The sequence below is a fragment of the Caulobacter endophyticus genome (genome assembly GCF_029543245.1).
GTDB classification, from domain to species: domain Bacteria; phylum Pseudomonadota; class Alphaproteobacteria; order Caulobacterales; family Caulobacteraceae; genus Caulobacter; species Caulobacter endophyticus_A.
The window spans coordinates 50,188-68,759 of sequence record NZ_JARQWV010000018.1; the positions used below are offsets into that span (position 1 = coordinate 50,188).

Sequence of the window (18,572 nt, forward strand, 5' to 3'; positions counted from 1 at the left end):
GGCCGGGGATGGGGGTGGTAACGGCGGTGAGAGAAACCTCGTCCTTCGACAAGCTCAGGATGAGGTTTCTCTACTGCCCGGCCTGTACTTGATCCTCACCCTGAGCTTGTCGAAGGGCGGGGATCACGCACTGCCTTAGAGCGTCGCCAGGAACGCCTCGTAGGCGTCGCGGTCCATCAGGGCGTCCAACTCGGCCGGGTTGGAGAGCTTCAGCTTGGCGAACCAGCCGCCGGCTTCCGGCGCGGCGTTGACGGTTTCCGGCGCATCGCCCAGTTCGGCGTTGGCTTCCACGACCTCGCCCGACACCGGGGCGTAGACGTCCGAGGCGGCCTTGACGCTCTCGACGACGGCCAGGCCTTCGCCCTGGGCCACGGTCTTGCCGACTTCCGGAACCTCGACGAACACCACGTCGCCCAGCTGCTCGGCGGCGTAGGCGGTGATGCCGACGGTGGCGATGTCGCCTTCGACGGCGACCCATTCATGGTCTTTGGTGAAGCGCATTGTCGGGCCCTTTCTCTATGTTTGCGACGCGACGGACGCCAAAACCGGCGTCCACTTTTGGCTGTCGCGTCGGCTAAAGTTTGCGAACGTAACGGGTGGGAACGAACGGGGAGGCGACGACCTCTGCGGCCGCCGGCTTGCCCCGGACGATGACTTTCAGGGTCTCGCCGACCACGGCGAAGGCCGGGGGCACGAAACCAATCGCAATGGCGCCGCCGAAGCTGGGGCCGAAGCCGCCGCTGGTGACCTTGCCGATGACGTTCCCGTCGGCGTCGGCGATGTCGGCGCCTTCGCGGGCCGGGGCGCCTTCCAGCACCTTCAGGTTCACGCGCACGCGGGCCAGCTCGCCGGCCAGTTCCTTGGTGATGCGCGTCGCGCCGAGGAAGTCGCCGGCCTCGCGGCGGCTCTTGCCGACGGCGAAGTTTAGGCCCGCCTCGATGGGGGAGACGGTCTCGTCCAGGTCGTGGCCATAGAGCGGCAGGCCCGCTTCCAGGCGCAGGCTGTCGCGGGCGCCCAGGCCGATCGGCTTGACGCGCTCGTCTTCCAGCAGGGTGTTCCAGATGCGGGCGGCGTCCGAAGCCGGGACCGAGATCTCATAGCCGTCCTCGCCGGTGTAGCCCGAGCGCGAGATGATCGCATCGACGCCGAAGGCGGTCAGGGCCTTGGCGTCCATGAACACCATGGTCGCGGCTTCCGGCACGTGGGCGGCCAGCACGGCGGCGGCTTCCGGACCTTGCAGCGCCAGCAGGGCGCGGTCTTCCAGGCGTTCGACGCTGGCTTCGCCGGCCAGGGTCTCGGCGATGATCCTGTAGTCGTTGTCCTTGCAGGCGCCGTTGACCACGACGAACAGGCCGTCGTCGTCGGGACGGGCGGTCATCAGATCATCGATGATCCCGCCCTCGGCGTTCAGCAGCACGCCGTAGCGCTGCTTGCCGGCCTTCAGGCCCTGATAGTCGGCCGAGACCACCTTCTCGAAGCTCTTGGCGGGGTTTTCGCCGCGGATGCGGGCCTGGCCCATGTGCGAGACGTCGAACAGGCCCGCGTGCTCGCGGGTCCACAGGTGCTCTTTCAGCACGCCGTCCTTGTACTGCACGGGCATGGAATAGCCCGCGAACGGCACCATGCGGGCGCCTGCCGCCACGTGGGCGTCGAACAGCGGGGTCTTCTTGAGGTCGTCGGTGGACACGCGGCGGGCTCCGAAACGGGGTCGGCGACGGTCCGGCTCTCGCCGGTTGGTCGCGCCCCCGCTGTCCCTTTGGCCTGAGAGATTCCGGCCTCTTCTTTAAGAAGAGAAGCCTTGCTCCTTCGGCGAGCCGCCCTTTCGGGAGGCTTCTTTCCAGCGTTCCTAAACCCGCGCGGTCCTTTTGCCTGAGCGTTTCCGGGGCGGTTGCGCCTTCGGCCTCGGGACGAATCCCGACGTCTCCCGCGAGGGTCAGGGGCTCAATGAGCGACGGTCGGCGGCGAGTCAAGCGCGGTGGGGGGCGAGCCGGTCGGGATCCGTCGCTTGGCGTTTTGGACGCCATCCTCTTCTTCCGTGCATCCCCGCGAAGGCGGGGATCCAAGCCGAGGCGGCGGATGGTGCACGGCCGCGCCATGTCTCCAAGCTCAGCTTGGGTCCCCGCCTTCGCGGGGAAAGTCGGATTTTTGGAGGTGTCAGCCCTTCTTCACCGCGCCGCCCTGGCCGACGAAGCCCAGCACCAGGAACTGCAGCGTCGCGCCCATGGCCACGCCCAGCAGGGTGACGCCCAGCCAGGCGGCGGGTCCGGGCGTCGGGCCCATGCCCGAGCTCGCCGTCCACAGATAGACGCCCCAGACGAGGGCCGCGCCGACCACCGGGCCGATGAAGGCCAGGTTGGCCTTTTCGCCCAGCCGGCGGCGGCCGATGATCACCAGCACCGCGCAGCCGACGATCTGCACCAGCGAGCCCACCAGGTTCAGCGGAAAGCTCGCCTTGTCGGGCAGGGCCGAGGTGCACAGCATGGTCAGCACGATGGCCAGGCAGCCGATCGTCCAGTAGCGGCGAACGCCGATGGGGCCTTCTTTCACTTGAAGGCGATCAGGCGTGCGGCATGGCCGCGCGCACCTGGGCGCGCAGCACGTCGATGGGGGCCAGACCCGCGTCGGTCTTGAAGTGCCAGTAGGTCCAGCCGTTGCAGGCCGGGGCCGACTGCACCATGGCGCCGATCTTGTGGATCGAGCCGGTCAGGTCGCCGACCGCGATCGAGCCGTCGGGGCGCACCTTGGCCGCGTGGGCGCCCTTGGCGCAGTAGAGGGTGTCGCCCGGGTGCAGCAGGCCGTTCTCGACGATGGCGCCGAACGGCACGCGCGGCTCGGCGCGCTTGGAGCCGGTCATCTCCAGGTCCTGCGGCGCGATCGGCGTCACCTGGGCGATGCGGGTCCTGGCGTGCTCGATATATTCGGCCTCGCGCTCGATGCCGATGAACTTGCGGCCCAGGCGCTTGGCGGCCGCGCCCGTGGTGCCCACGCCGAAGAACGGATCCAGGATCACGTCGCCCGGCTTGGTGGTCGACAGGATCACCCGGTAGAGCAGGGCTTCGGGCTTCTGGGTCGGGTGAGCCTTAGTTCCGTCGGCGCCCTTGATGCGCTCCTCGCCGGTGCACAGCGGGATGGTCCAGTCCGAGCGCATCTGCACTTCGTCATTGGCCATCTTCAGGGCGTCGTAATTGAAGGTGTAGCGCTTGGCGTTCTGGCTCTTGGAGGCCCAGATCAGGGTCTCGTGGGCGTTGGCGAAGCGGGTGCCCTTGAAGTTGGGCATCGGGTTGGTCTTGCGCCAGATGACGTCGTTGAGGATCCAGAAGCCCAGATCCTGCACCGCCACGCCGACGCGGAAGATGTTGTGATAGCTGCCGATCACCCAGATCGCGCCGTCGTCCTTGAGCACGCGGCGGGCGGCCTTCAGCCACTCGCGGGTAAACTTGTCATAGGCCGCGAAGCTCTCGAACTGGTCCCAGTGATCATCGACCGCGTCGACCTTGGAATTGTCCGGACGCAGCAGGTCGCCGCCGAGTTGAAGGTTGTACGGGGGGTCGGCGAAGATCAGGTCGACCGACTTTTCGGGCAGGGCGTTCATCGCCTCGATGCAATCGCCCTGAATGATGGTTTCCGGCCCGAACGCCATGTCCGCTTCCTTGCAAAACACCCAACGGAATCATGGAGTCCCGTGGTTACCCGGGAATGAACGGTCATGGTTAGCCACTGGTTAATCGCGATTCGAAAAGCGGTTAACGGTGCTTGATGTTCTGTAAATGTTCTCTATCGTGGACTCGACCGAGGCGCGAAACGCCCGGCCGCTTTGACGACGTTGGGGGACGTGAGGGGGCATGGCGCTGATCCGCGGGTTCATCGCGTCCAGCCTCGACGGCCGGGTCGCCGACGCCGGCGGCGGGGTCGAGTGGCTGGCGCCGTTCCGCAAGGTGGATCCCGGCTACGGCGCCTTCATCGATCTCGTGGGCACGGTGGTCATGGGCCGGACGACCTATGACCAGATCCCCAGCCTGGGCATGGGCTGGCCCTATGCCGGCAAGCGCGGCTTCGTCGTCACCTCGCGGCGGGGCGACCCGGTGCAGCGCGGGGTGCGGTTCTGGCGCGAGGGTCTGCCGGCCCTGGTCGACCGCCTGCGCGACCTCGACGACGGCGACGCCTGGGTGGTGGGCGGGGCGGGCCTGCTGGCCGCCTTCGCCGAGCAGGGGGCGCTGGATCGCCTGTCGCTGCTGATCGCCCCGGTGCTGCTGGGCGAGGGCCCGCCGCTGTTCCCCGCCCGCGCCGGCCCGCCCCGGGGCCTGGTCCTGCGCGGGACGGCCGCCCTGGCCATGGGCGTGGTGCGGCTGGACTACGAGCTTCTGCCGATGAAGCCGGGGCGGGGCAGGGGCCGGGCGGCGGGCGCGCCAGGTGAAGAGGCGCAGGCTTGAGCGACAGGCGGCTGCGGGCTGGTGAGGCCGCCCGCGGCCGCCGGCCGATCATTGCGCGGTGAAGCCTCCGTCCACCGGCAGGGCGACGCCGACGACGAAGCTCGCCGCCGGGCTGCACAGCCAGAGCACGGCCGCGGCGACTTCCTCGGGCCGTCCGAGGCGGGCGATGGGTTGCGCCTTGACGAAGCCGGCCATGGCCTCGGCCTGTCCTTCCAGCATCGCCTGGACCATCGGGGTGTCGATGACGCCGGGGCAGACGGCGTTGATGCGGATTCCGCGTGGCGCATATTCGACGCCCGCGCTCTTGGTCATGCCCAGAACGGCGTGCTTGGCGCCGTGATAGGCGGCGCGCCCGGGCAGGCCGACCAGGCCGCCCAGCGACGAGCAGTTGACGATCGCGCCCGAGCCCTGCTCGCGCATCACTCTCAGCTCGTGCTTCATGCAGGCCCACACGCCACGCTGGTTGACGGCGGTGACGCGCTCGAAGCTGTCGAGCGGTTCGAGGGCGGCGTCGGACGGCGGGACCTGGATGCCGGCGTTGTTGAACGCCATGTCGAGGCGCCCGTATTCGGCCACCGCCTTGTCGATCGCCGCCGCGGCCTGGACCTCGTCCGAGACGTCGCAGGCCACGCCGATCGCGCGGCCGCCCTCGTCGACGATGCGCCGGGCCTCCTCGTCGGCCAGCGCGCCGTCGAGGTCGGCCAGCACCACCGACGCGCCATTGGCGGCGAACGCGCGAGCCGTCGCCAGGCCCATGCCCCTGGCCGCGCCGGTCACCAGCGCCACCTGGCCCTTGAAGTCGTAGATCGGGTTCATTCGGGGGCTCCGCGTGGTGTTGCTGAACGTCGCCACGACGACTGGCCCGGCGCCCGCCGTCCGTGAATGCGACGGGGACACAGCTACTGCATGCCGCTGCCTGTGATTAGGCTCATATATTGCAACGAACTACTGAACTATTTTCATTAGTGTGTCCCCTCGCGCGTACGCCGCCCCGGGGCCGCCGAGTGAAGGCCGCGCGGGACAGGGTCACGTCGGTGAAGCCGTCTTCCGGGGCGCTCATGCTGATGTCGGCGGCCACCGCGTCGCGGGCGCTCCGAGGCCGACCAGACCTACGGCGTCGCCGTCTCGTGGCGCATCGCTTCGGCGGCCAGCGCCACGTGCTCGGGAATGCGTCCGTCCGCCTTGCGTTCGCTGTAGCGATCGACGAGGTAGCCGGCCCTGCCGCGGGTCAGCAGGGTGAACTTCACCAGTTCCTCCATCACGTCGACGACGCGGTCGTAGTAGCTGGAGGGCTTCATCCGGTCGTTCTCGTCGAACTCCTTGTAGGCCATGGCCACCGACGACTGGTTGGGGATGGTGATCATCCGCATCCAGCGACCCAGCAGGCGCAGGGTGTTGACGGCGTTGAACGACTGCGAGCCGCCGCTGACCTGCATGACGGCCAGGGTCTTGCCCTGGGTGGGCCTGACGCTGCCGATCTCCAGGGGGATCCAGTCGATCTGGGCCTTGATGACGCCGGTGATCGCGCCATGTCGCTCCGGGCTGCACCAGACCTGGCCTTCCGACCATTGCGACAGCGCCCGCAGTTCCTGGACCTTGGGATGCTGGGGGTCGCAGGCGTCGGGCAGCGGCAGGTCGCGGGGATCGAAGATGCGGGTTTCGCAGCCCAGGGCCTGGAGGATGCGTGCAGCCTCCTCGACCAGCAGGCGGCTGAACGAACGCGCCCGCAGCGAGCCGTAGAGCAGCAGGATGCGCGGCGGATGCGCGGGCGTGGCCGTCGCCTCCAGCCTGTCCGCATCGACCTGGGCCAGGAACCTGGCGTCGAGGGCGGGGAACTCGATCATGGGGGACTCCAGCAAGGCGATTGAAAGATTCGATATTTCGAGCATATTGGAAATATGGAATCGAAAGCCGCTGTCAACATGCTCTCCGCCCTCGGCCACGAGGGGCGTCTGGCGATCTTCCGCCTGCTGGTGAAGGCCGGCCCCGGCGGCGTCGCGGCGGGCGAGGTCGCGCGCGCCCTGGACGTCGCGCCCAGCAGCCTGTCGGCCAATCTGAACGTGCTGTCCCACGCCGGCCTGGTCGCTTCCCGGCGCGAAGGCCGCTCGATCATCTACTCGGCGGACTACGGCGCGATGAGCGCGATGCTCGGCTTTCTGATGGAAGACTGCTGCAACGGCGCACCCGAGATCTGCGCGCCGCTGGACTCGATCCTGGCCCGCGCGAGGACTTGCGCGCCCGGCGCCTGCTGAGCATGGAAACCTTCGGCGCATCGCGACGTCTGCTGGCCGAGGGCCTGGGAACGGCCTTGCTGCTGGCGGTGGTGGTCGGCTCGGGGATCATGGGCGAGCGCCTGGCCGGCGGGAACCTCGCCCTGGCCCTGCTGGGCAACACCCTGGCGACGGGCGCGGCCCTGGTCGTGCTGATCTGGGTGTTCGGCCCGATCTCAGGGGCCCATTTCAACCCGGTCGTGACCCTGGTCGCGGTCCTGCGGCGAGAGATGCCGTGGCGGCTGGCCCTGGCCTATGGAGCCGCCCAGGCGGCGGGCGCCGTGCTCGGCGTCTGGACCGCCCACGCCATGTTCGGCGAGCCGGTCCTGCAGGTGTCGACAAGGCTGCGCGACGGCGGCGCCCAGGCCGTCTCGGAGGTGGTGGCGACCTTCGGCCTGGTCGCCACCATCCTCGGAACGGCGCGCTTCCGGCCCCAGAGCACGCCCATGGCCGTGGGTCTCTACATCACCGCCGCCTACTGGTTCACGGCGTCGACCGCGTTCGCCAACCCCGCCGTGACTCTGGCGCGCAGCCTGTCCGACACCTTCGCCGGGATCGCGCCCTCCAGCGTCCCGGCCTTCATCCTGGCCCAGGTCGTCGGCGCGCTGCTCGCCGCAGGCGTCTTCGGCTGGCTCCTGGAGGCGGAGAAGACTGCATGAGCGACGCCGATTTCCCGATCACCATCTTTCACAATCCGGCCTGCGGCACCTCGCGCAACGTCGTCGCCATGGTGCAGGCCGCCGGCTACGCGCCGCAGGTGGTGGCGTATCTTGAGGTCGGGTGGACCCACGACCAGTTGCGCGACCTGGCGGGCAGGGCGGGGCTGACCTTCCGCGAACTGATGCGGGAAAAGGGCACGCCCGCCGCGGAGCTGGGCCTGCTGGCCGACGGCGTCGGCGAGGAGGCGATCCTCGACGCCATGGTCGAGCATCCGATCCTGGTGAACCGGCCCATCGTGGCGACGCCCAGGGGCGTCAAGCTGTGCCGCCCGTCGGAAGCCGTTCTCGACCTGCTGGACCGCAGGCCCGAAAGCTTCATCAAGGAAGACGGCGAGATCCTGCGGCTCTGATCACCCGCCTTCACGCATACGCCGCCCAGGCCCGCCAAGTGAAGGCCGCGTAGAACGGGGTCACGTCGGTGAAGCCGGCGGCGCGGAGGATGGCTTCGTCTTCCTCCGGGGCGATCATGTTGACGCTGGCGGCCACGGCGTCGCGGGCGCCCCGGGCCTGGACGGGGTCGAAGCCCGAGGCGACGGCGAAGGCGGCGTAGCGGTCGAGCCAGGCGTCGCGCCGGCCGGGGTCTTGGGGAAAGCTGCCGTGGGCGGCGACGAAGGGGGCGCCGGGCTTCAGGCGCCTGTGGATCTCGCGCTCGGTCCGCAGGCGCTCGTCATGACCCAGGAAGTGCAGTGTCAGCAGGCAGGTCGCCGCGTCGAAATCACGCTCGGCCACGTCCTCGACATAGCCCTCGACCAGCGTCACCCGCTCGTTCAGAGGGCCCAGCAGGCGCTGCGCTCCGCGCAGCATCTCGGCGGCCGGATCGACGCCGACGAAGGTCCAGCCGGGGTGTGCTTCGGCCAGCGCCTTCAGCTCCAGCCCGCCGCCGGCCCCGACCACCAGCACCCGGGCGTTCTGCGGCGCGCGCTCGGCCAGCATCACCCCGCACATGCGGTGCAGGTCGTGGAAGCCCGGCACGAAGCGCGGCGGCCCCTCGGCGTAGCGGGCCACGGCCGCCGGGTCGGAGAAGGCCGCCAGGAAGTGTTTCGATCCATCCTCGGTGCGCATGGGCAGGGCTCCGCCGTCGTCGACGCACGCCGCTCGGCCGCCGTTCACGTAACTTTATATGTTGCGAGAATCGCGGGGCTGCAAGAGGGGCGCGTTCGGCCTTAGGGTGGCGGCAATCAACAAGGAGGGAGCGCCATGAGCCTCTCGGGCAAGACGCTGTTCATCACCGGGGCCAGCCGGGGCATCGGTCTTTCCATCGCGCTGCGGGCCGCCCGCGACGGCGCCAATGTGGTGGTCGCGGCCAAGACCGCAGACCCGCATCCCAAGCTGCCCGGCACCATCTACACCGCCGCCGACGAGATCGCCGCGGCCGGCGGCCAGGCCCTGCCGCTGGTGGTCGATGTGCGCGACGAGGCCAGCGTGCAGTCGGCCGTCGACCAGGCGGTAGAGCGCTTCGGCGGCATCGACATCCTGGTCAACAACGCCTCGGCCATCTCGCTGACCGGCACCCTGTCGACCGACATGAAGCGCTACGACCTGATGCACCAGGTCAATACGCGCGGCACGTTCCTGACGTCGAAGGCCTGCATCCCGCACCTGAAGAAGTCGGCCAATCCGCACGTGCTGATGCTGTCGCCGCCGCTGGACATGAGCCCGCGCTGGTTCGGCGGCCACGTGGCCTACACCATGGCCAAGTTCGGCATGTCGATGTGCGTGCTGGGCATGGCCAAGGAGTTCGAGGCCGACGGGATCGCCTTCAACGCCCTGTGGCCGCGCACCGGCATCGCCACCGCCGCCATCCAGTTCGCCCTGACCGGCGAGGAGGGCCTGCGCCACTGCCGCACGCCCGAGATCATGGCCGACGCCGCCCACGCGATCTTCCAAAAGCCCTCGCGCGAGTTCACCGGCCAGTTCCTGATCGACGACACCTTCCTCTATGGCGAGGGCGTTCGCGAGTTCGACAAGTACCGCGTCGACCCGACCGCCAGCCTGATGCCCGACTTCTTCGTGCCGGAGGACAGCGTCCCGCCGCCGGGGGTGGTGATCGGTTAGGAAACGCCGCTTTACTTTTACATGTTGCGCCCGTCGTGTTATCGAAATGCGATATTTTTAACATGACGGGCGCGACGTGTTGAAGGCGACCTATGCCATTCCTCCGCTTCCGCCGCTCGCGGAGCTCGAGACGACGGCGGTCCTGCGCGAGGCCGCACGTGCGCACCGCTATCTGGCCGAGCTGAAGGGCCGGGCGGCTACGATCCCCAACCAGGGCATCCTGATCGACACCCTGTCGCTGCAGGAAGCGCGCGCCAGTTCGGAAATCGAGAACATCGTCACCACCCAGGACGAGATGTTCCAGGCAACGCTGTTTCCCGAGGCGGGCGAGGGCGGGCCAGGCAAGGAGGTCGCCCTCTACCGCGACGCCCTCAAGCGCGGCTTTGACCGCCTGCACGATACCGGCCTGCTGACCAACAACACGCTGGTCGAGATGTTCCAGATGCTCAAGCGCACCGGCGGCGACTTTCGGGCGACGCCTGGAACGGCCTTGCGCAACGACGCCACCGGCCAGATCGTCTACGTGCCGCCGCAGGAACGCGACGCGATCATCGGCCACATGACCGCGTTGGAGCGGTTCGTGAACGACGATGCGGTCTGCGATCTGGATCCGCTGATCAAGATGGCGCTGATCCACCATCAGTTCGAGAGCATCCATCCGTTTCCGGACGGCAATGGTCGCCTCGGCCGGATTTTGAACGTGCTCTACCTGACCCGGATGGGGCTTCTGGACATCCCGATCCTCTATCTCAGCCGCTACATCACCACCCACAAGGCCGAGTACTACCGCCTGCTGCAGCGGGTGCGCGACGAAGGCGCGTGGGAGGCCTGGGTGCTCTACATGCTGCGCGCGGTCGCCGAGACCTCGATCCAGACGCTGGAGCTGGTCCAGGGCGTCGGCGCGCTGATGGCCGACTACAAGGCCCGCCTGCGCTCGGGCCATCCCAAGCTCTATTCGCAGGACCTGCTCAACAACCTGTTCCGCCACCCCTATACGCGCATCGATTTCGTGCAGAACGACCTGGGCGTCGTGCGGCAGACGGCGGCGAAGTATCTCGACGAACTCGCCGCCGGCGGCCTGCTGGAAAAGCACAGCCAGGGGCGCAACAACTACTACGTCAACCGGCCGCTGGTGGCCCTGCTGCTGCGGGTGTCTGGCGGCTGAGGCTCAGCGCTTCTTCCGCCCCGCCACGGCCAGGGCCCAGTGGGCCCATTCCACCAGCAGGTCCGCGTCGTCCATGGCCTCGGCCGGGGCGCTCCAGTAGGCCATGGGCTTGCCTTCGCCGAAGGGATCGAAGGCGTGGCTGCCCGCCGCCTCGAACCGGGGTTTGAGCTCGGCGTCGCCTTTCAGGTAGAGGGTGTCGTCGTCGAGGATCGCGAAGAACAGGCCATTGGCGTAGATCCCGACCCCGCCGAACATCCGCTTGGGCTGCAGCGCTCCCAGGGGCGCCAGCTGCTCGAGCACGAACTCCAGGAAGTCTTCCGAAACCGCCATGCCCGTCACCGTCCGTCCCGCCGCGCCCGAAGACGCCGCCCTGATCCTGTCGTTCATCCGCGACCTGGCGGAATACGAGAAGCTGCTGCACGAGGTGGAGGCCACGCAAGCCCACATCGAGGCGGCGCTGTTTGGCGATGCGCCCAAGGCCTTCTGCGACATCGCGCAGATCGACGGCTAGCCGGTGGGGATCGCCCTGTGGTTCTACAACTATTCGACCTTCGTCGGCCGCCACGGGATCTATCTGGAGGACCTGTTCGTACGGCCGGCCGCGCGCGGCGCGGGCGCGGGCAAGGCGCTGCTGGCGGGCCTGGCCCGCCGCTGCATCGCCGAGAACCTGGGCCGGCTGGAATGGGCCGTGCTCGACTGGAACGCCCCGTCGATCGCCTTCTACGACAGCCTGGGCGCGGCGGCGATGGACGAGTGGACCGTGCGGCGGATGACCGGCGATGCGCTGGAGCGGCTGGCGGCGGGCTGATCTTCAGCCGGGCTCTCTCTTCTTCGCCTTCCTCGGCCTTGTGCCGAGGATCCATGGCGCCGCTTCCGCTGCGGCCGAGGTCGTCCGAGGTCTGAGCGGCTGAACGATGGGCCCTGGGCACGAGGCCCAGGGAGGCAAGGTTGTTGTGGCTGGCGGGTGATCACTCCAGCCGGTCGGCCTTGCGCAGCGCCGGGAACAGCCAGGCCCACAGGCCGGTGACGCCGATGGCCCCCAGGCCGCCGAACACCGCCGCGCCCACGGGGCCGAGCAGCCAGGCGACCGCGCCGCTCTCGACCTCGCCCAGCTCGTTCGAGGCGCTGATGAACACGCCCGACACGGCCGAGACGCGGCCGCGCATGGCGTCCGGCGTGACCAGCTGCACCAGGGTCTGGCGCACATAGACCGACAACATGTCGGCCCCGCCCAGGATCGCCAGGGCCGCCACCGACAGCCAGACCAGCTTGGACAGGCCGAAGACGACGGTGGCTGCGCCGAACACCGCCACGCCGGCGAACATGATCCGGCCCGCATGGCGGCGGATCGGGTTGCTGGCCAGGTAGATCGCCACCGCCGTCGCGCCGATGGCGGGCGAGGCGCGCAGCAGGCCAAAGCCGCCGGGGCCGATGTGCAGCACGTCGCGGGCGAAGACCGGCAGCAGGGCCGTGGCCCCGCCCAGGATCACCGCGAACAGGTCCAGCGAGATCGAGCCGAAGACGATCTTGTTGTTCCACACATAGGCCAGCCCCTCCTTGATCAGCTCCAGGCGCGAGCCGGGCTGGGCCACGGGCGTGGTCGATTTCCTGATCGACGCCAGCAGGACCTGGCCGACGATGTACAGCGCCGCCGCCCCGCCGAAGGCCAGGCCCGCCGAGTGCACCAGCAGGAGGCCGCCCAGCGCCGGTCCGGCGATCGAGGCGCTCTGCCAGGCCAGCGAGTTCCAGGCGATGGCGCGCGGCAAGAGCGGGCGCGGCACCAGCATCGGCCCCATGGCGCTGACGGCCGGCGACATGAAGGCCCGGCTGGCCCCGAAGAACACCGCCATGGTGAAGATCGGCCACAGGGCGTGGATGCCCTTCACGGCCAGGAACAGCAGCACCAGCACGCTCACCGTGTCGACGCCCAGGGTGATCATGGCGATGTGCTTGCGGCTGCGGCGGTCGGCCGTCTCGCCGGCGATCAGGGTCAAGAGGAACAGCGGCACGAACTGCGCCAGGCCGATCATGCTGACCATGAAGGCCGACTCGCCCACCGACATGGTCTGGCGGGCGATGGCGTAGACCTGCCAGCCCAGCGCCACGGCCTGGATCTGCACGCCCAGGGTGCCCACGAACCGCGCCCCCCAGAACAGCAGGTAGTCGCGCTCGCGCAGCAGGGCGCGGGTCGAGGTGTCGGGATCGGCGGGGAGGGCGGAGGGGTCTGACATTTCGGCGCGGACCCTGCCCCTTGAGACGAAGCGTCGCAATCGCGTTTGTCTCATAAGGTCGTCGATTTCGTTGACGTGGGGGGCGTTGGGCCGTATGCCGCGCGCCTCTGCCACGGGGAGAGCGCCGCCGATGCGACGCCAACGACGAACCTGCGCCGCGCGGACCGCCGTCCGCGCCTAAAGCCCCCCGGGAACGGCGGCCGTCGCGGCCGCGTCACGCGCCGGGGATAAAGCCCCTGTTCGCACCCGGATATTCGTCGCCTCATGACCGCTTCTTCCGCCGCCCTCGTTCCGCAAGACGTCCCCTCGATCGAGCTCGAGACCCCGCATCACGCCGCCGCCGTCGAGGCGCTGGTCGATCGCGCCTTCGGCCCGGGCCGCTTCGCCAAGTCGTCGGAACGGCTGCGCGAGACCAATCAGAAGCTCGACGCCTGTTCGTTCGTCGCCCTGCGCGGCGGCCAGGTGATCGGCAGCGTGCGGCTGTGGCCGGTGACGATCGGCGGCAAGCCCGCCGCGTTCCTGGGCCCGCTGGCCGTGGATTCCGAGCAGCGCAGCGCGGGTCTGGGCCAGGCCCTGGTCGAGGCCGCCTGCGCCGCGGCCGCCAAGGCCGGCTGGAACGCCGTGCTGCTGGTCGGCGACGCGCCCTACTTCGCCCGCATCGGCTTTTCGGCCGCGCCCGCCGCCAAGGTCGTGATGCCCGGCCCGGCCGACCAGCACCGGGTGCTGCTGAAGGCCCTGGTCCCCGGCGGCGACCAGGGTTTCGAAGGGCGCGTGGCGGTTCGCTAGGGCGGCCCCGAAGCTCCAGCCTCTTCACCATGCATCCCCGCGAAGGCGAGGACCCAAGCTGACTTTCAGGATCGGGCGCGCTCTGTGGATAGCCCGCAAGCGCGGCTTGGATCCCCGCCTTCGTGGGGAAGGTCGGATTTGGGGAGGGCGGGCGGCTGCTCCCCCGCGTGCTCCAGCTTGAGCCCGGGCCGCGCATGACCTAACTGAGGTCCATGCCCTCAGACACAGCCCGCACCGGACTCGACGGCGTCGCCAAGGCCGCCCAAGCGGCCGGCGGCAAGGGCCTGCCGCCCGTGCATCTGTGGAACCCGCCCCACTGCGGCGACATCGACATCCGCATCGCCAGGGACGGGGTCTGGTTCCACGAGGGTACGCCGATCGGCCGCGAGGCCCTGGTGCGGCTGTTCTCGACCATCCTGCGGCGCGACCCCGACGGCTTCCACCTGGTCACGCCGGTGGAGAAGATGAAGATCACGGTCGAGGACGCCCCGTTCATCGCCGTGCGCGTCGACCGCGACGGCGAGGCCCTGCGCTTCCGGACCAATGTCGGCGACGAGGTCGAGGCCGGTCCCGACCACGCCATCCGGGTGGAGGAAGATCCGGCCACCGGCGAGCCGCGGCCCTATCTGCACGTGCGCCGGGGCCTGGAGGCGCTGATCGCCCGGCCGGTGTTCTATGAGCTGGTCGAGATGGCCAGCGAGCGCGACACGGACCAAGGGCGGCGCTTCGGCGTCGCCTCCAACGGCGCCTGGTTCCCGGTGGGGCCTGCTGCGAGTGATCGGGCATGATCCCCCAGTGCAACGCCGCCGCGCGCCGGGCCTTCATCAAGAGCCGGCTCGACCCGATCGAGGCCTACGATCCCAGCCTGAAGAACGACTGGCGTTCGGACTTCGACCTCAATCCGGGGATGAAGATCGACAATCCCCACGCCCTGCGGCCAGCCGCCGTGCTGATCGGCCTGGTGCAGCGGCCAGGCAGCCTGAACGTCATCCTCACCAGGCGCTCGGACACCCTGCGCAGCCACACCGGCCAGATCGCTTTTCCCGGCGGCCGCTGCGATCCGGGCGAGACGCCGTGGGGCACGGCCCTGCGCGAGGCCAACGAGGAGGTGGGCCTGGATCCCCGCTTCGTCGAGGTGGCCGGCCTGATCCAGGGCTACGCCACGGTGACCGGCTTCCACGTCACGCCGGTGGTCGGGTTCGTCGATCCTGACTGCGAGCTGGTCGCCAATCCCGACGAGGTGGCCGACGTCTTCGAGACGCCGTTCGACTTCCTGATGGATCCGGCCAACCACCAGCGCCAGCACCGCGACACGCCCACGGGCCGCCGGTTCTTCTACGCCATGCCGTGGAACGAGCGGTTCATCTGGGGCGCGACGGCGGGCATGCTGCGGGCGTTGTACGAGCGGCTGCACCCCGAGAGCGTCGCGGTCGAGGCGTAAGCCTTTAGGTTCGAAGCCCCCAAAATCCGTCATCCCGGGCGTAGGGCCGCGTAGCGGTCCGAAGACCCGGGATCCAGGGGACTGGGCGAGACGGTCAGGCTGGCGATGGCAACCGCTGTGCGCCGGCCCCTGGGTCCCGGCTCTCCGCTTCGCTGCGGCCGGTATGACGGCCTTTGGTGCGGGGGCGGCCGAGACCTGGACCTATCGCCGACAGTTGGGGACGAGCGCGTTTCCGCTCTTGGCGCGAGCGTCCATTCCCTGAAATAGTCGTTTGAAAGCAGGACGTCCCGCCCGCGCCAACGGGTGGCGGCCTGCCGTTGCGTAAGGGGGATGTCGCGTGGAAACCCAGACCATCGGCCAGCCGCCGTGGATGACATGGCCCGAGACCAAGGCGGTGATCGCCGCCCTGGAGGCCAAGGGCCGTCCGGGCTGCGCCCGCTTCGTCGGCGGCTGCGTGCGCAACACCCTGATGAACAAGCCGGTCGACGACATCGACATCGCCACCACGCTTACGCCCGACCAGGTGATCGAGGCGCTGGGCGAGGCGGGGCTGAAGGCCATCCCGACCGGCGTCGACCACGGCACGGTCACGGCCGTCTCCGGCAAGATCCCGTTCGAGATCACCACCCTGCGCCGCGACGTCTCCACCGACGGCCGCCGGGCGGTGGTGGCCTTCACCCACGCCTGGGAAGAGGACGCCCAGCGCCGCGACTTCCGCTTCAACGCCCTCTATGTCGACGGCGAGGGCCGCCTCTACGACCCCACCGGCCACGGGGTGCAGGACGCCAAGGACGGCAAGGTGGTGTTCGTCGGCGAGCCGATGACCCGCATCCGCGAGGACTATCTGCGGATCCTGCGCTTCTTCCGCTTCCAGGCCTGGTACGGCAAGGGCGAGCCCGACGCCAAGGCCCTGGCCGCCTGCAAGGCGCTTAAAGGTCTGGTCTCGGGCCGCGCCGCCGAGCGCACCCAGAAAGAGATCCTCAAGCTGCTGGCGGCCGAGGATCCGCGTCCGGCCCTGCGGCTGATGGCGGCCACCGGCGTGCTCGCCGCCATCCTGCCGTTCGTGAAGTCGCTGGCGCGCCTGGACGGCCTGGTCGCCATCGAGACCGAGCAATTGTTCGAGAACGACGTCGAGCTGCGCCTGGCCGCCCTGATCCCCGACGACGGCGTGCTGGCCCGCGAGCTGGCCGAGCGCCTGCGCCTGTCGAACGCCCTGAAGGAACGGCTGATCGAGGCGGTCGGAACCTCGCCGCGCATCGTCTCGTGGATGAGCCCGCGCGAGGCCCGCCGCGCCGTCTACGCGCTCAGCCTGCGCACCTTCACCGACCGGGTGAAGCTGGCCTGGGCCGGCTCGACCCGTCCGGCCACCACCTCGCAGTGGCGCGCCCTCCTGGCCCTGGCCGAGAACTGGGATCCTCCGACCTTCCCGCTTACCGGCGAGGAGGTGATGCGCGCCGGCGTGGCCAAGGGTCCGCTGGTCGGCGAGGTGATGCGCGAGGTCGAGATCTGGTGGATCGACCAGGACTTCATCGAGGACAAGCTGTCGGTCATCGAGCGCCTCAAGGCGGTGGTCCAGGGCATGGCGGTTTGAGGCGGGTCTGAGCAACACCGCCGCTGAACGGATCGCCCCTCCGCTCGTTACCTTTCCGGAGCTAAGCTTTGGGGGAGGGCGCCGGACGTGACGTTGCAGCAGGGACTGTCCTTCGCGCTGGTGGGCGCCACGGTGCTGTGCTTCGTGTGGGGCCGCTGGCGCTACGACCTGATCGCCGTCGGGGCCCTGGCCGTGGGCGTGGTGTCGGGACTGATCCCAGTGAAGAGCGCCTTCGACGGCTTTTCCAACGACATCGTCATCATCATCGCCAGCGCCCTGGTGCTCAGCGCGGCGGTGTCGCGTTCGGGCATAGTCGACACCCTGATGGCCCCGCTGCTGCCGCGGCTGAAGACCGCCCGCAGCCAGGCGCCGGTGATGGCGGCGATCACCGCGGTGCTGTCGATGGCCACCAAGAACGTCGGGGCCCTGGCCCTGATGATGCCCTCGGCCTTGAGGATGGCGAAGAACACCGGCGTGCCGCCGTCGCGGATCCTGATGCCGATGTCGTTCGGCTCGCTGGTCGGCGGCCTGGCCGTGCTGGTCGGCACCTCGCCCAACATCATCGTCTCCGAGGTGCGACAGGAGGCGCTGGGCAAGCCCTTCGCCATGTTCGACTTCATGCCGGTGGGCGCGGCCCTGACGGTGATGGCCATCGCCTATCTGGCCTTCGCCTATCGCCTGCTGCCGGCCGGACGCGAGGCGGCGGTCGACATCGACGCGGCCCTGGCCGCCAACGCCTATGTCACCGAGGTGGAGATCCCGGGCGACTGGAGCTTCGAGCAGGGCCGGGTTGGCGACCTTAAGCGCGCCGCCGAAGGCGCCGTGGCGGTGGTGGCCATACTGCGGGGCCGCGAGCGGATCGCCTCGCCGAACGCCGCCCGCAAGATCCAGCCCGGCGACGTGCTGCTGCTGGAGGGCCAGCAGCAGGCGCTGAACGAGCTGATCCTCAAGGCCCGCCTGCGCCTGTCCGACGCCAAGCGGCCGGTGGTGATGGACGAGCCGACCGACGAGGTGCGGGTGGTCGAGGCGGTGATCGGCGCTGAAAGCGACCTGATCGGCAAGACCGCCAAGGGCCTGGCCCTGAACGAGACCTACGGCGTCAACCTGCTGGGCGTCAGCCGCGCCGGCTATCGCCTGGCCGGGCGGCTGGCGACGATCCGCATGAAGGCCGGCGACATTCTCGTGCTGCAGGGAAGCGAGCAGCAGTTGCCCGGCGCGCTGCAGGCCCTGGGCTGCCTGCCGCTGGCCGAGCGCGAGGTGCGGCTGGGCGGGGTGCGCCATGCGGTCCTGCCGGCCGCCATACTGGCCGGGGCCATGGTGCTGGTGGCGCTGGGCGTGCTGCCGGTGGCGGCCGGCTTCTTCGCCGCTGCGGTGCTGGTGGTGGCCACCGGCGCCCTGCGCATGCGCGAGGCCTATGCCTCGCTGGAGGGGCCGGTGCTGGTGCTGGTGGCGGCGATGATCCCGGTCAGCGACACCATCCAGAAGAGCGGCGGCACCGACCTGATCGCCGCCTGGCTGTCGGGCGCCTTCGACGGCCTGCCGCCGCTTCTGACCCTCACGGCGATGATGGCCGTGGCGATGCTGGCCACGCCCTTCCTCAACAACGCCGCCACCGTGCTGATCGTCGCGCCCATCGGGCTGGGCCTGGCCGAGCGGCTGGGCCTCAGTCCCGACCCGTTCCTGATGGCCGTAGCGGTGGGCGCCGGCTGCGACTTCCTCACGCCGGTCGGCCACCAGTGCAACACCCTGGTGCTGGGTCCCGGCGGCTACCGGTTCGGAGACTACGCCCGGCTGGGCGCTCCGCTCTCCCTGCTGATCCTGCTGACGGCGCCGGCCCTGATCGCGCTGGTCTGGCCTCTGGCCGGGCGTTGACGGTTGGGGAAG

20 protein-coding genes, 1 pseudogene and 1 riboswitch are annotated in these 18,572 nt (G+C 69.5%); of the genes and pseudogenes, 12 read left to right on the forward strand and 9 right to left on the reverse strand.

The genetic code is table 11. From position 1 onward, the window contains the following. Positions 1-135: 135 nt before the first annotated feature. From gcvH to P7A99_RS17310, 4 genes are all read right to left on the reverse strand, one after another. Complete coding sequence (gene gcvH, locus P7A99_RS17295; protein ID WP_277795013.1) at positions 136-501, reverse strand: glycine cleavage system protein GcvH; 366 nt, start codon at positions 499-501, stop codon at positions 136-138. 73 nt (positions 502-574) lie between these two features. Further along, positions 575-1,687: a glycine cleavage system aminomethyltransferase GcvT gene (gene gcvT / locus P7A99_RS17300; protein ID WP_277795014.1), complete on the reverse strand. Its 1,113-nt coding sequence runs from the start codon at positions 1,685-1,687 to the stop codon at positions 575-577. A 160-nt stretch (positions 1,688-1,847) separates the two neighbouring features. Continuing rightward, a riboswitch (glycine riboswitch) is annotated at positions 1,848-1,937 on the reverse strand. Between the two features lie 217 nt (positions 1,938-2,154). Further along, positions 2,155-2,547, reverse strand: coding sequence for a hypothetical protein (locus P7A99_RS17305; protein WP_277795015.1), 393 nt, complete (start codon positions 2,545-2,547; stop codon positions 2,155-2,157). Between the two features lie 10 nt (positions 2,548-2,557). Continuing rightward, a complete protein-coding gene (locus P7A99_RS17310; RefSeq protein ID WP_277795016.1) occupies positions 2,558-3,640 on the reverse strand; it encodes a site-specific DNA-methyltransferase in 1,083 nt (360 codons plus the stop codon). Between the two features lie 202 nt (positions 3,641-3,842). On the opposite strand from P7A99_RS17310, the gene P7A99_RS17315 reads away from it, so the two are divergent. Next, entirely contained in the window at positions 3,843-4,430 is a 588-nt protein-coding gene (locus P7A99_RS17315) for a dihydrofolate reductase family protein (RefSeq protein ID WP_277795017.1), read from the forward strand. Between the two features lie 48 nt (positions 4,431-4,478). Here P7A99_RS17315 and P7A99_RS17320 read toward each other — a convergent pair whose 3' ends face one another. Together P7A99_RS17320 and arsH are read right to left on the reverse strand one after the other, a co-directional pair. Next, entirely contained in the window at positions 4,479-5,246 is a 768-nt protein-coding gene (locus P7A99_RS17320; RefSeq protein ID WP_277795018.1) for a glucose 1-dehydrogenase, read from the reverse strand. 293 nt (positions 5,247-5,539) lie between these two features. After that, positions 5,540-6,274 carry an arsenical resistance protein ArsH gene (gene arsH, locus P7A99_RS17325; RefSeq protein ID WP_277795019.1) on the reverse strand — a complete coding sequence of 245 codons (735 nt, stop codon included), beginning with the start codon at positions 6,272-6,274 and terminating at the stop codon, positions 5,540-5,542. Positions 6,275-6,328: 54 nt separating this feature from the next. On the opposite strand from arsH, the gene P7A99_RS17330 reads away from it, so the two are divergent. The 3 genes from P7A99_RS17330 to arsC are packed head-to-tail and all read left to right on the forward strand — an operon-like array spanning position 6,329 to position 7,769. Further along, positions 6,329-6,682 (forward strand): ArsR/SmtB family transcription factor, encoded by a 354-nt coding sequence (locus tag P7A99_RS17330; protein WP_277795020.1) that lies wholly within the window; start codon positions 6,329-6,331, stop codon positions 6,680-6,682. 2 nt (positions 6,683-6,684) lie between these two features. Next, entirely contained in the window at positions 6,685-7,359 is a 675-nt protein-coding gene (locus P7A99_RS17335; RefSeq protein ID WP_277795080.1) for an aquaporin, read from the forward strand. Then, positions 7,356-7,769, forward strand: coding sequence for an arsenate reductase (glutaredoxin) (gene arsC / locus P7A99_RS17340; RefSeq protein WP_277795021.1), 414 nt, complete (start codon positions 7,356-7,358; stop codon positions 7,767-7,769). The genes P7A99_RS17335 and arsC overlap by 4 nt, the downstream gene beginning before the upstream one ends. A 10-nt stretch (positions 7,770-7,779) precedes the next feature. Here arsC and P7A99_RS17345 read toward each other — a convergent pair whose 3' ends face one another. Beyond that, the gene (locus P7A99_RS17345; protein ID WP_277795022.1) at positions 7,780-8,481 is read right to left on the reverse strand and encodes a class I SAM-dependent methyltransferase; all 702 of its coding nucleotides are present in this window, start codon (positions 8,479-8,481) and stop codon (positions 7,780-7,782) included. Positions 8,482-8,616: 135 nt separating this feature from the next. On the opposite strand from P7A99_RS17345, the gene P7A99_RS17350 reads away from it, so the two are divergent. Both P7A99_RS17350 and P7A99_RS17355 read left to right on the forward strand, forming a co-directional pair. Next, positions 8,617-9,474, forward strand: a complete 858-nt coding sequence (locus tag P7A99_RS17350) for an SDR family oxidoreductase (RefSeq protein ID WP_277795023.1) — start codon at positions 8,617-8,619, stop codon at positions 9,472-9,474. A gap of 76 nt (positions 9,475-9,550) precedes the next feature. Beyond that, positions 9,551-10,639 (forward strand): Fic family protein, encoded by a 1,089-nt coding sequence (locus P7A99_RS17355; protein ID WP_277795024.1) that lies wholly within the window; start codon positions 9,551-9,553, stop codon positions 10,637-10,639. 3 nt (positions 10,640-10,642) lie between these two features. Here the strand turns inward: P7A99_RS17355 and P7A99_RS17360 are convergent, their stop codons facing one another. Beyond that, a complete protein-coding gene (locus tag P7A99_RS17360) occupies positions 10,643-10,969 on the reverse strand; it encodes a TfoX/Sxy family protein (protein ID WP_277795025.1) in 327 nt (108 codons plus the stop codon). Between P7A99_RS17360 and P7A99_RS17365 the strand changes: the two are divergent. Next, positions 10,968-11,447, forward strand: a pseudogene (locus tag P7A99_RS17365) (GNAT family N-acetyltransferase). The gene P7A99_RS17360 and the pseudogene P7A99_RS17365 overlap by 2 nt on opposite strands. Positions 11,448-11,607: 160 nt before the next feature. On the opposite strand, the gene P7A99_RS17370 reads toward P7A99_RS17365, so the two are convergent. Continuing rightward, on the reverse strand, positions 11,608-12,870 hold the full coding sequence (locus tag P7A99_RS17370) for an MFS transporter (protein WP_277795026.1): 1,263 nt from the start codon (positions 12,868-12,870) through the stop codon (positions 11,608-11,610). 264 nt (positions 12,871-13,134) lie between these two features. Here P7A99_RS17370 and P7A99_RS17375 point away from each other — a divergent pair, with 264 nt between their 5' ends. The 5 genes from P7A99_RS17375 (at position 13,135) to P7A99_RS17395 (ending at position 18,560) form a co-directional block, all read left to right on the forward strand. Continuing rightward, positions 13,135-13,656: a GNAT family N-acetyltransferase gene (locus tag P7A99_RS17375; RefSeq protein ID WP_277795027.1), complete on the forward strand. Its 522-nt coding sequence runs from the start codon at positions 13,135-13,137 to the stop codon at positions 13,654-13,656. Between the two features lie 212 nt (positions 13,657-13,868). Further along, complete coding sequence (locus P7A99_RS17380) at positions 13,869-14,444, forward strand: DUF1285 domain-containing protein (protein WP_277795028.1); 576 nt, start codon at positions 13,869-13,871, stop codon at positions 14,442-14,444. Then, positions 14,441-15,097, forward strand: coding sequence for a CoA pyrophosphatase (locus tag P7A99_RS17385; protein WP_277795029.1), 657 nt, complete (start codon positions 14,441-14,443; stop codon positions 15,095-15,097). The genes P7A99_RS17380 and P7A99_RS17385 overlap by 4 nt, the downstream gene beginning before the upstream one ends. Positions 15,098-15,467: 370 nt before the next feature. Next, entirely contained in the window at positions 15,468-16,688 is a 1,221-nt protein-coding gene (locus P7A99_RS17390; protein ID WP_431307686.1) for a CCA tRNA nucleotidyltransferase, read from the forward strand. Positions 16,689-16,775: 87 nt separating this feature from the next. Beyond that, on the forward strand, positions 16,776-18,560 hold the full coding sequence (locus P7A99_RS17395) for an SLC13 family permease (RefSeq protein ID WP_277795031.1): 1,785 nt from the start codon (positions 16,776-16,778) through the stop codon (positions 18,558-18,560). Positions 18,561-18,572: the final 12 nt, after the last annotated feature.

Coding starts and splice junctions, on each gene's coding strand:
- P7A99_RS17335 (WP_277795080.1), top strand. CDS start 6,685: ATGGAAACCTTCGGCGCATCGCGACGTCTGCTGGCCGAGGGCCTGGGA.
- arsH (WP_277795019.1), bottom strand. CDS start 6,274: ATGATCGAGTTCCCCGCCCTCGACGCCAGGTTCCTGGCCCAGGTCGAT.
- P7A99_RS17375 (WP_277795027.1), top strand. CDS start 13,135: ATGACCGCTTCTTCCGCCGCCCTCGTTCCGCAAGACGTCCCCTCGATC.
- arsC (WP_277795021.1), top strand. CDS start 7,356: ATGAGCGACGCCGATTTCCCGATCACCATCTTTCACAATCCGGCCTGC.
- P7A99_RS17360 (WP_277795025.1), bottom strand. CDS start 10,969: ATGGCGGTTTCGGAAGACTTCCTGGAGTTCGTGCTCGAGCAGCTGGCG.
- P7A99_RS17385 (WP_277795029.1), top strand. CDS start 14,441: ATGATCCCCCAGTGCAACGCCGCCGCGCGCCGGGCCTTCATCAAGAGC.
- P7A99_RS17390 (WP_431307686.1), top strand. CDS start 15,468: ATGACATGGCCCGAGACCAAGGCGGTGATCGCCGCCCTGGAGGCCAAG.
- P7A99_RS17330 (WP_277795020.1), top strand. CDS start 6,329: ATGGAATCGAAAGCCGCTGTCAACATGCTCTCCGCCCTCGGCCACGAG.
- P7A99_RS17310 (WP_277795016.1), bottom strand. CDS start 3,640: ATGGCGTTCGGGCCGGAAACCATCATTCAGGGCGATTGCATCGAGGCG.
- P7A99_RS17350 (WP_277795023.1), top strand. CDS start 8,617: ATGAGCCTCTCGGGCAAGACGCTGTTCATCACCGGGGCCAGCCGGGGC.
- P7A99_RS17345 (WP_277795022.1), bottom strand. CDS start 8,481: ATGCGCACCGAGGATGGATCGAAACACTTCCTGGCGGCCTTCTCCGAC.
- P7A99_RS17380 (WP_277795028.1), top strand. CDS start 13,869: ATGCCCTCAGACACAGCCCGCACCGGACTCGACGGCGTCGCCAAGGCC.
- P7A99_RS17315 (WP_277795017.1), top strand. CDS start 3,843: ATGGCGCTGATCCGCGGGTTCATCGCGTCCAGCCTCGACGGCCGGGTC.
- gcvH (WP_277795013.1), bottom strand. CDS start 501: ATGCGCTTCACCAAAGACCATGAATGGGTCGCCGTCGAAGGCGACATC.
- P7A99_RS17320 (WP_277795018.1), bottom strand. CDS start 5,246: ATGAACCCGATCTACGACTTCAAGGGCCAGGTGGCGCTGGTGACCGGC.
- P7A99_RS17370 (WP_277795026.1), bottom strand. CDS start 12,870: ATGTCAGACCCCTCCGCCCTCCCCGCCGATCCCGACACCTCGACCCGC.